This is a genomic window from Sphingorhabdus sp. (assembly GCF_044357595.1).
Classification (GTDB): Bacteria; Pseudomonadota; Alphaproteobacteria; order Sphingomonadales; family Sphingomonadaceae; genus Sphingorhabdus_B.
Map to the genome: position 1 here is coordinate 1 of NZ_JBIKPH010000078.1, position 10,777 is coordinate 10,777.

The 10,777-nt window shown below is 54.8% G+C and carries 9 protein-coding genes; 2 read left to right on the plus strand and 7 right to left on the minus strand.

All coding sequences use genetic code 11. The annotated features are described in order from the left end of the window. Positions 1 to 185 precede the first annotated feature (185 nt). The gene (locus ACIQ2T_RS08710; protein WP_397590471.1) at positions 186 to 491 is read right to left on the minus strand and encodes a hypothetical protein; all 306 of its coding nucleotides are present in this window, start codon (positions 489 to 491) and stop codon (positions 186 to 188) included. Between the two features lie 86 nt (positions 492 to 577). On the opposite strand from ACIQ2T_RS08710, the gene crtI reads away from it, so the two are divergent. Together crtI and ACIQ2T_RS08720 are read left to right on the plus strand one after the other, a co-directional pair. Further along, the gene (gene crtI / locus ACIQ2T_RS08715) at positions 578 to 2,203 is read left to right on the plus strand and encodes a phytoene desaturase family protein (RefSeq protein WP_397590472.1); all 1,626 of its coding nucleotides are present in this window, start codon (positions 578 to 580) and stop codon (positions 2,201 to 2,203) included. A 383-nt stretch (positions 2,204 to 2,586) separates the two neighbouring features. Beyond that, positions 2,587 to 4,260, plus strand: a complete 1,674-nt coding sequence (locus ACIQ2T_RS08720; protein ID WP_397590473.1) for a M20/M25/M40 family metallo-hydrolase — start codon at positions 2,587 to 2,589, stop codon at positions 4,258 to 4,260. A gap of 160 nt (positions 4,261 to 4,420) precedes the next feature. Here the strand turns inward: ACIQ2T_RS08720 and ACIQ2T_RS08725 are convergent, their stop codons facing one another. The 6 genes from ACIQ2T_RS08725 to ACIQ2T_RS08750 all read right to left on the minus strand — a co-directional run bounded on the left by ACIQ2T_RS08725 (position 4,421) and on the right by ACIQ2T_RS08750 (position 10,600). After that, complete coding sequence (locus tag ACIQ2T_RS08725; protein ID WP_397590474.1) at positions 4,421 to 5,638, minus strand: saccharopine dehydrogenase family protein; 1,218 nt, start codon at positions 5,636 to 5,638, stop codon at positions 4,421 to 4,423. Positions 5,639 to 5,885: 247 nt separating this feature from the next. Beyond that, complete coding sequence (locus ACIQ2T_RS08730; protein ID WP_397590475.1) at positions 5,886 to 6,407, minus strand: VOC family protein; 522 nt, start codon at positions 6,405 to 6,407, stop codon at positions 5,886 to 5,888. Then, positions 6,404 to 7,492 (minus strand): 4-hydroxyphenylpyruvate dioxygenase, encoded by a 1,089-nt coding sequence (gene hppD / locus ACIQ2T_RS08735; RefSeq protein WP_397590476.1) that lies wholly within the window; start codon positions 7,490 to 7,492, stop codon positions 6,404 to 6,406. Before hppD ends, ACIQ2T_RS08730 begins: the two co-directional genes overlap by 4 nt. Before the next feature lie 342 nt (positions 7,493 to 7,834). After that, positions 7,835 to 9,070 carry an alpha/beta fold hydrolase gene (locus tag ACIQ2T_RS08740; RefSeq protein WP_397590477.1) on the minus strand — a complete coding sequence of 412 codons (1,236 nt, stop codon included), beginning with the start codon at positions 9,068 to 9,070 and terminating at the stop codon, positions 7,835 to 7,837. Between the two features lie 78 nt (positions 9,071 to 9,148). Next, positions 9,149 to 9,583, minus strand: coding sequence for a hotdog fold thioesterase (locus ACIQ2T_RS08745; RefSeq protein ID WP_397590478.1), 435 nt, complete (start codon positions 9,581 to 9,583; stop codon positions 9,149 to 9,151). A gap of 48 nt (positions 9,584 to 9,631) precedes the next feature. Further along, the gene (locus ACIQ2T_RS08750) at positions 9,632 to 10,600 is read right to left on the minus strand and encodes a phytase (RefSeq protein ID WP_397590479.1); all 969 of its coding nucleotides are present in this window, start codon (positions 10,598 to 10,600) and stop codon (positions 9,632 to 9,634) included. Between the last annotated feature and the right edge of the window lie 177 nt (positions 10,601 to 10,777).

Consider the following 10,777-nt stretch of genomic DNA (forward strand, 5'->3'; position numbering starts at 1 on the left):
TGCTGAAGCTGTAAAACAGCGCTTCCTGCATCACCGTTCGCTCGCCCATCATCAGCATAACTCCCAACTACAGTTACGTTGAATCAGAACATGCTCCCCTCTTCAAGCGGAGTTTTTCAACAGAATACGCCCAATTGCGGTCGTTCAATGGCCGGTAAGCGATACCTGAAATCCGCCACCTGATATCAACCAGCTTCCGTGCCGATGTTCTGCGCAATAAGTTCTTTCAGCATCAAGGCATAAGCTGGAAAATCGGGCGGTGGTTTGTCGACAATCTTTGCCGCATCATCCATGTTCCCCGTCAGCACCAATGGCACAGATTTGATGTTGTGATTTAAGGAGTGTTTTGGTTTCATCGCAATGACGAAGGAACGAAGATGAGACCAAAACACTCTGGCCAACTGAAGGCCTCTGCCGAGCGTGTCGTGAAGGACATTCAGCGTGCAACCCAGCGGCGCATGCTGCCCGAGACTATGCGCGGCTTCCATCATTAGCATGTTAGCACCTAGGATAACATCTAGGTTGTTCCAAACAGCTTTAGACACTAAATCTGCTGCAACTAAGGATGGTCTAAAAAATGTCGCGACGTAAAGCAGTTGTTATTGGTGCGGGTATCGGCGGCATATCATGCGCCATACGATTACAAAGCCTCGGCTTTGATACGGAAATAGTTGAGGCGTTGGATGCACCCGGCGGTCGCGCATATGTGCGCAAGGTCGATGGATTTGTGTTCGACATGGGCCCGACTGTGCTTACTGTGCCCCATTTCATCGAGGAATTGTTCAGCCTGCAGCAAGACCATGCGATGCTTGGCGAGCCGGATTTTCCTGCCAGCACTTTGGACGAAAACTGCAGAATTCGGGAGGGCGTCTCGGGCGGACCGAATACCAGCAAATATGTCGAGATAGTCCCAATACTGCCATTTTATCGCATCTATTTCGACGATGGCACGTTTTTTGATTATGATGGCGATCCGATCAGCACACGTGAGCAGATCAAGCAATTGGCGCCGGAAGATCTCGCGGGATATGAAGCCTTTCATGACCAAGCCCGCGCTATTTTTCACCGCGGATTTTTGAAGCTGGGATATACCTATTTTGGAAGCCTTGGGTCGATGCTGCGCGTTGTGCCTGATTTGCTAAAACTCGGTGCGGTCCAGTCCTTGTTCGGCATGGTTAGCAAATATTTCAAGTCAGACAAAATGCGCCAAGTGTTCAGCTTTGAGCCTCTGCTGGTCGGCGGCAACCCGATGAAGGTGCCTGCGATCTATGCCATGATCCATTTTGTCGAAAAGACGTGGGGTATTCATTATGCCAAGGGAGGCACCGGCGCTCTCGTTGCAGGGCTCGTCAAGAAATTTGAGGAGATGGGCGGTCGGTTGCGGGTCAACGCACCCGTGAAGCGTATTCTGGTGGAAAATCGGACTGCTAAGGGTGTGGAATTGGAAGATGGGGAAGAGATAGCTGCGGATGTTGTGGTTTCCAACGCGGATTACGCAACCACTTACCTAAAGCTGGTCGATAAGGCGCATCGGCGGATCAACCGCGATGCGCTGGTTAAATTCCGGAAGCAGTCAATGTCGTTGATGGTGATCTATTTCGGTTATGAACGCCGCGACAATGATCCCGATTTGCGCCATCACAACATCATCCTTGGTCCACGCTATGAAGCGTTGCTCGACGAGATTTTCGAGCAAAAGGTAATGAGCCCGGACTTCTCGCAATATCTCCATATCCCGACCCTGACTGACCCGACCCTAGCTCCTCCGGGTCATCATGCTGCATATACCCTCATCCCTGTACCCAATAATGCGAGCGGCATAGACTGGGATATAGAAGGACCAAAATTGTCCACTCGGGTGCTGAGCTTCCTCGAGGAACGAGGCTATGTTCCTGACCTTGCCGCGCGTCTGAAGCATATGAGCTTCATCACGCCAGATTATTTTTCAGAAACGCTGGGTTCATATCTTGGAAACGGTTTTGGCGTTGAACCCGTCCTGACCCAGACCGCGTTCTTCCGCCCACATAATAAGTCGGAAGATGTGCACAATCTATATCTGGTAGGCCAAGGAACACAGCCGGGTGGCGGTACGCCCTCGGTGATGATGTCAGCTAAGATGACCGCACGTGAGATAGCAAGGGACTTGGGCGTCGAAGCATCGGTGATAAACGGCGTGCCGGTGCAGCGGGAAGCCGCAGCCTGACGGTTGCCTATCCGTGAGGCGGGCGACCCTTTACAGGGAACCCCGTTTTTTGAAACGCATTGCCGTTCCGCTTCGCGTCTAATGATCCCGGTGCAATGGCCAGCTAGCGGGTAAGCACGTAATGGATCAGCAGATATGTCAGCGCCATAACCCACGCTATTGTTCTGGCGGCTTGGGAGTGCGGCTTCGGCTGCGTGATTAATGGACAGGGCATCATGATCTGCATCGCTATGGGCTATCCGGACGAAGCATTCGTCGCCAATGATTTAAAGTCGCGGCGCAAGGAAAATGTCAGTTTGTCTAGCCAACTGCGTTCCTTAGGTTAATGGTAGCGTCATAGAGGCAGCGTGTTGTGTGACACAGCCCAGTGGAGGGGAAAGCGCATGAAGAAATTTGGTCCGGTTTTGGTGGCGCTTGTTATAGCTGTGCTGTTAACGCTTTTTGCAACGACCCCGCCAAGAGCAATACCTGCTAATGCCCCAGCGCAAAGCTTCTCCGCAATACGGGCCATGGCGGATGTGCGGACCATAGCAAAGAATCCGCACACCGCCGGCTCGGCCGAAAACGCAGTCGTACGCGAGCACATCATGCGCCGCATGGAAGCTCTCGGGATGGAGGTTTCAACGAGCACAGGCCTCATCGACGCCAAGGGGACAAAACGGCTCAATCACTGGAGCGGGCGCAATGACCCACCGGCTAGTTTGGTCAATTTAATCGGCATTCTCCCCGGAAAAAATCGCAGCGCGCCGTCAGTTGTTCTGATGTCGCACCATGATACAGTTTGGGGCTCACCCGGTGCCGCCGACGATACAACGGGCGTTGCTGCAAGCCTGGAAGTCCTGCGCGCAATCCGCGCCCGTGGGCAGCAGGAACGCGATCTGGTCATGCTGGTCACAGATGGCGAAGAACTTGGCCTACAGGGCGCGCGTCAATTTTGGGCTGACCATCCTTTGCGCAAAAGCGTTGGCGCCGTGATTAATATGGAAGCACGCGGTGGCGGCGGACGCACCACTTTGTTTCAAACCTCACACCAGAACGGTGCCGCAATGCAGGTCTATGCCGATGCGGTCCGTCGCCCTGGTGCCTCTTCACTTGCCGCTTTCATTTACGCAGTCCTGCCCAATGACTCCGATCTGACCCCTGTTATCAAGCATGATTACGCGGCCTATAACTTCGCCTTTATCGGGCGATCTGGCCTCTACCATTCACCAATGGCGACGCCGGACAACCTCGATCAAGGGTCATTGCAGGACATGGGTGGGCAGGTTCTCGACCTCACGGACGCGCTCCTTAAGGCCGATAAACTACCCCAAAGGACGGCTGATGCCGTGTTCTTTGACCTATTCGGTATCTTCACTGTAATCTATCCCGTTTGGCTTGGCTGGGTCATGATGATCATGGCGGCAGGCGGAATGGTTTGGGTCGTACGGCAAGACGGAACAGGCGGTCTGACGGCCGGTGCCGGACGTATGCTGGCGCTGATCTTGGGGAGCGCAGTGATACTGTTCGCGCTCAACCGCTTATCGCTTGGGCTTGCGCCCGCCAATTATTATGACCGTTTGGCCGCGATCCCTCGGCTAGAGGCTATGGTAGCGCTGGGATCGCTGGCGGCGTTTCTCGTGCTGTTTGCAACCTGGCGGTCAAGCCGCGTTGGTGTCGTAGGTGCCGCGCTGCCACTGTTTATCATCGGTCTTGCCGCGCAAGCACTGGCACCGACGGCTGCATATTTTCTGGTTCTACCGCTGTTACTCACCACGTTTGCGCTTTTGGCGCGGCACGCTGCTGTACAGATTGCTATCATGGCACTGGTTGGTGGCTATATGTTGTCGCTGGGTCATCAGTTGATGCAAGGGGTGGGGCCGACGCTTCCCTTCGCCGTCGCCCTGCCCCTCGCGTTGGCCGCTCTATCGGCACTGCCGATCTGGCCCGGCATGGAGGCTCGAAAGGCGCGTGCGATAGCCGTTGCCGCCTTGCTGGGGGCATCGTCCGTGTCACTTTGGGTCCTACTTGACGCGCCTGCGGCGAGCCGGGCTGTTTATTCCGATAGCAAGCAGTAAGAGCCCGTTTGCTGGCATAAATTCATGCTTCTGCCTGCGTTATTGTTTACGGCACCCGCTTTTGCAGACGATGGGCAGAACCTCATTAATAGCAACCGGAAAGCGTCATGAGGCGCGTCTCGGCCTTGTCGATGGCGCGGTGGCTTGGAACGGTCCCGGACTAAGACAGTTTCTCAAACGTAAGTCCGGCATGCGCTTTGAGCCGATCGATTAGCCTGTCGCCCAAAATCGTCGCTGGTGTCCAAAAGCCCCCCGCGACCGTGTCAGGCACATCTTTGGCAAGGCATGCGGCAGCCTGCGACAGCATCTTGGCGGTTGATCCATAGCCAGGATCGCGGTCCCCCGTAACGCGGCACCGGATGGTTTCGCCCTGCGCAGTTGACCCAAGGAAAACGATGTCAAACCCGCCCTCCAACTGTGCCTTTTCGGTCGGTCCTTCGCCAGGCTTTGGAAGAACAAAATTTTCGAGCAACCAACGGATTGGCGGCACTGCCAGACCAATCATAAGGGCATTCACGCCCCAACTCGTCGCGCGAGCCATCCGCTTACCCTTCGCGCCCTGACCCGTTGCCACAGCTTCCTCATAAGTGAATTCGGCACCATAATTATTGTGACCCAGAGCGTTCGACCGATGCACTATCCGTGTGTTGATGCCCGCCATGACGAAGGGGGCAATCCAGCCACCATAGACATTGTCATAGGCAATCTGCACATCGGGTTGCGGAACAAAAAAGCCGTGGTCCGGTGGGCACAGGCTATAAGGGTCTTTAAGCTCGCGACGCAAATCGGCATCGCTTACTGCTTCTTTGACCATGTTAATCATGCTCGCGATCGTGCCACCTGAGGCCCCACCCTTCATATTTGCAACCCGCATATTGATGCGGTCACATGTTTGGCCGAATTGTTCCAACGCATTGCGCTGCAGAAAATGAACGCCCAGATCGGACGGGATAGAGTCAAAGCCACAGCAATGCACAATTCTTGCACCGCTTTTTGCAGCATCGGCCTTGTGCCGTAATTGCATCTTGCGTATCCACTGGGGCTCCCCGGTCAGATCGCAATAGTCGGTGCCCGTTGTGGCGCAAACCTGCACCAGCAAATCGCCATAAAGCGCATATGGACCAACGGTTGACATGACAACCTTCGTCTGTGCGCACATCTGCCGCAATGAGCCTTCATCCGCAGAGTCCGCAACGATCATTTCGATCCCCGATAATCCTATCGTATCGCTGACCTGTTGAAGCTTCGTGCGCGAACGCCCGGCGATCGCCCAAACAATGGATCCATCCGCAAACTGCGTATGCATATAGCGCGTGATGATCTGGCCAACGAAACTTGTAGCCCCATAGACAATGATGTCGAATTTCTTGTCAGCCATTTTTTCCTACCGCAGAAATGAATTTAGAATTGACGTCCATCATAGAAAATTCAGCGCTGATGGCTGCGTACAATATTGAAGATTTGGTCATATCATTGGAATGGACGTTAGGCGGAGAGGGCGCAATGTTGCAAGCGCCGATATTCGCGTGTCTGCCGCGCGTTCAATGCTCTAAATGTTTCGGCGGCTCTCGTTAGGCGCTCCAAAGCCCCCAGTCATAGCCACTTTGGAACCCATCTTTTAGCCTTTATGCCTTATGACGCGGCGCTTTTTTGGTCTCGCTCCATTCCCGAAGCATGACAGGCGCTGTGCGTTGCATTTCGGCATATTGATCAGCCGTGCCGATGTTGCACGCAAGCTCAAGCCGGTGGCCATTGGGGTCAAAGAAATAAATGGACTGGAATATGCCGTGACATGTCGGGCCAATCACCTCAACGCCCCGCCCCTCAATATGTGCCTTGGCGGCCAGCAGCGCGTCAAGGTCCGCAACCTCAAACGCAATATGCTGCACCCAATCTGGCGTATTGGGGTCTTTGCCCATGTCGGGCTGGTTCGGCAATTCGAAGAAGGCGATGACATTGCCCGCGCCGCAATCCAAAAAGACGTGCATATAAGGGTCATATTCGCCCGTGGACGGCACATGGTCCTCAGAAAAGGCTGTGGTGAACGCCATGCCCAAGACGTCCGCATACCAGTCCACAGTCGCCTTGGCGTCCTTGCAGCGATAGGCAACATGGTGGATCCGTTCGAGTTTCACGGGCGCAGTCATGCGACTGGCTCCACAACTTGCAGCGCGCCGCGTTCAATTTGGTCGCGCTCGATGCTTTTGAACAAGGCGGTGAAATTGCCTTCGCCAAAGCCTTCGTCCTTCTTGCGTTGGATGAATTCGAAAAACACTGGCCCAATCATGATCTGCGAGAATATCTGCAGCAACAACCGCGGTTCGCCGTCTTCTGTGGACCCATCGAGCATGATACCGCGCGATTGGAGGGCATCGACTGGCTCACCATGGCCGGGCAAGCGTTCCTCCAACATGTCATAATAGGCTTTGGGCGGTGGTGGCGCGAAGGGCGTGCCAAGCGCCTTCAGACGGTCCCAGCAGGCGGGCAAATCATCGCAGGAAAAGGCGATGTGTTGAATACCTTCGCCATTGTAGGCGCGCAGATATTCCTCAATCTGTCCGCCGCCGGCCTTACCCTCTTCATTCAACGGAATGCGGATCTTGCCGTCCGGCGCGGTCATCGCACGGCTGGTGAGACCCGTATATTCACCCTTAATGTCGAAATAGCGGATTTCGCGGAAGTTGAAGACGCGCTCGTAAAAACTGCACCAATGCGCCATCCGTCCGCCATAGACATTATGCGTTAGGTGATCGATGATCTTGAAACCCGCGCCCACAGGATTGCGGTCCACACCGGGGAGATAATCAAAGTCGATATCATAGATCGACAATGCATCACCATAACGATCGACGAGGTAAATCATCGCCCCGCCAATGCCGCGGATGGCGGGCAGCCGAAGCTCCATTGGGCCAGTACGCGTTTCAACCGGATCGGCACCACGCGCAATCGCTGCGTCATAGGCAACGCGCGCGTTCTTCACGCGAAACGCCATGCCGCAGGCCGACGGGCCATGTTCAGCCGCAAAATACGCCGCCGGGCTTTTGGGTTCATAATTGGCGATCAAGTTAATCTCACCCTGCCGCCACAGGTCGACGTCCTTCGACCGATGCCGCGCAATCCGGCTAAATCCCATGCGTTCGAATACGGGTTCCAGTAGGCCCTTTTCCGGTGCGGAAAATTCGATAAATTCGAACCCATCAAGACCCAACGGGTTATCAAACACATCGGTCATGATCACGCTCCTGTCAAACTGGTTACATTTGCAATCAAATTAGACAATCACGTCGCTCAAGTCAATGCGGCGATGGCTTAGGGTCAGGACCACTTAAATCCACCTTCGCGGTTTGAGGCCATTTTGTTCAGTGCAAGGCGGCAAAGCGCAGGCTTAGTGGTTCTAAGTCTAGCTTTGCCAACGCGGCAATGGACAAAATGGGTCAAATCCGAAGGACGCCAAAATGGCTTCCATCTCAAAGCAAAATGCCCTTGCAGGCAGAATGACTGCCAGCGGCAGACATTTCACTTCGATATCTTTGCCATTTTGACGCCGCGAAGGTGGATTTAAGTGGTCCTGACCCTAGGTAAAATGCAGGCGCCTATATTTGCCACGGAAGTACAATAACGGATCGCGGCGGGGTTCAAAACTCGCCTTTTCCACACGGCCAACCAAGATAAAATGATCGCCAGCCTCATAGAGCGCGTGCCGTTTGCATTCGAAGATACCCAGCGAGCTTGGCAATATGGGGGCACCATATTCGCCCACTTCCCATCGCGTCCCTGAGAAGCGATCCTCACTTTTTCCGGCAAACAGGTTGGATACTGGCTGCTGCCCGATTTGCAGGACATTGACGGCAAATGCGTCAATTGCGCGCAGCGTTTCGGCGCTGCCCGAATTGTTGGCGATGCAGACCAGCAACAAAGGCGGATCAAGCGAAACGCTCGTGAAGCTATTGGCTGTCAAGCCCACCGGAAGTCCGTCAAGCGTATGCGCGGTAATGATGGTCACACCGGTGGCAAAACAGCCCATGGCATCGCGCAACGTGCGCGCATCTGATCCTGAACGATATTCCGGAATGAAGCGCGGCTGTTTGCGTTCCAGAAAGTCGATGAGCAGCCCGTTAAAAGCTTCTGCGCGTTCGGCCACAATCAACAGGCCACCACCATCAACATCAATGGCTTCTGCATTTGGCAAAGCTTCGATAAAACCGGGCTGTGCTGTTTCGGGGTCAATACGTCCCAAGGCACCACGAATGATCAGCGAGGGCAACGCGATATGCGATGCGGCTTCCGTCAAAGCGTCGCCAATGTCATGGGCATCAAAGGCGGAAAATATGGTATTGTCATAATCCGCTTGATTCAAACCCTGCCCCAAAGCTGCTGACATATGATCTGCCGCCGCACGCACAGATCCTGGGGCATGGCCCGCAGGCGGATCCACCAAAATCAGCCCCGATGCGAGGGTCGCGGCTTCCTCCGCCAGCGCCATGGTCGCAATCCACGCGCTGTGTGAAGCTGCGATGACGACAGGACGCGTGCGCATCTGGCCAAGAACGGCGCGCAAATCTTCGACATAGGCATTGAAGTCATACCGGCCATCGGCGGGCCACTCGCTGCCGCCATGGCCGCGCAGATCGACGTTGATCACATGGCGTCCGGCCTGCTCAAGCGCAATCGCCACATCCTCCCACATTTTGCGCGTTTGGCCAAAACCATGCAGCAGAACAATGGACGGATCATCGGCAGAACCAATATCGTCGGCCTCAAGCCTGATGCCTGCAAAACCTTTAAATTCTCTCACATAACGTAGCGACATTCGCCCAAATTCCAATTTCTGTTTAGGGTGTCATTTTCCCGATCACTCGTGGACGTCAACCGCCCATCGCGCAATATTTTATGCGCGATCGGTGGAAATGACTGCCATCGTAATACGCGAAATGCAGACGAGTTTTCCCGCCTCATCCTCGATGCGAATGGACCAGATTTGCGTCGTCCGCCCAATTGATTCCGATGTCGCTGTGGCAAAAACAAAGCCATCTTTGACAGGACGGATGTGGTTGGCGTTGATTTCCATGCCCACGGTCGCAAATTTGCTTGGATCGACTGTCATTGCGGCGGCCGTGGAGCCCACCGTTTCGGCCAAGACTACCGATGCGCCGCCATGCAACCGCCCATAAGGCTGCTTCGTGCGCTCATCGACGGGCATGCGCGCCTTGATCCAATTGTCACCATAGCCAATAAATTCGATGCCGACAAAACCGGGCATGCAATTTGCGCCGCTTGCGCTGAGCGCCGCAAGATCAAGCTTTTCGTCAAACCATATAGACATATAATCTCCATGCGCGAAGCAACAGAAACTGTCTAGGGTAACTTGCCTTTATAAACCGAGTGCGCGTTTGATTTCGGCCCAATCGACGAGCTTGAAATTCTGCGTTTCGGGCATGTTATCGCCGTCCTGCACTACGAATAGCCCGCCTGAAAAATTAGGTCCAAAATCGCCGAGCATCAGCTCGATACCATCGGTTTCCTGAACGCCATCAATTGCCCCGTCATATATGCGAAAACGGCCAACATAAGTGGCCTCGGGCAGTTTATAGACGGCATAGGCATTGTCGCCTTGGCTAGATACAATGACATAGCCGCCATCGGTGCCGGATGGTGCCAAGGCAACGCCTTCTGCATCCATCACGATTTGCTTGCCGTCTGCCTTGGCAATCGCCTTCGGGACGTTCGCACCATCGGGCGCGGCGTCAAATTTCCAAAGGCCGACATCTTCTTCGGCCACGTATAAAATTCCGGTGCGGTCATCGACGACGCAGCCTTCGGACTGGGTGCCCAATTTCATGCTGCGCACGACTTTGCCACTGGGTATCGCAGTGTTCAAGTCAATCGCAACCTGATCAATCCGGCCATCCTTCAACACAACAAAGCCGAACAATGCCTTGTCGCTAGCGCGCTGCCACAGGCACATGCCATAGGCCTCGCCAGGCCCCACAGGGAGCGTCACCAGAGGCACTAATGTCTTGGCGGAAGTATCCAGCCGGAACAACGCCATTTGCGCCTGCGCAAGCTCCTGACGGTCGCTGGCCGCCACGATGACGCCGATGCTGCCGCCTACATCGCGCAGATCAACATTGTTGAGCCTAGGCGACGGCGTAAAGCCGACCTGACGCCCTTGCAGGTCATAGACATGAATGCCCGCACGCTTGTCGGTGCCTATGATCAGGCTTTGTGCCGGATTTGCGGCATTACGCCATATCGCAGGATCGTCCGCCGCATCCTCCATCGTCGCAACGGGCTGCGTCTCCAATTTGGCTGTCACTAAAGCCGTGGGCAGTGGGCTCATCGCCGGCTGCGTCGAAACGCAACCGGCAAGGAGCAATGGCAAAACAAGGCGCAGATTGCGCATTAGAAGTTTACGCGGATACCACCTGAATAGCGGCGGCCGAAGCGTTCCCATTCAATCGTGTAGCGGCTTGAAAATGGCGTCGGAACGCCCTGCGCAGTCAAGATGTTAGACGGA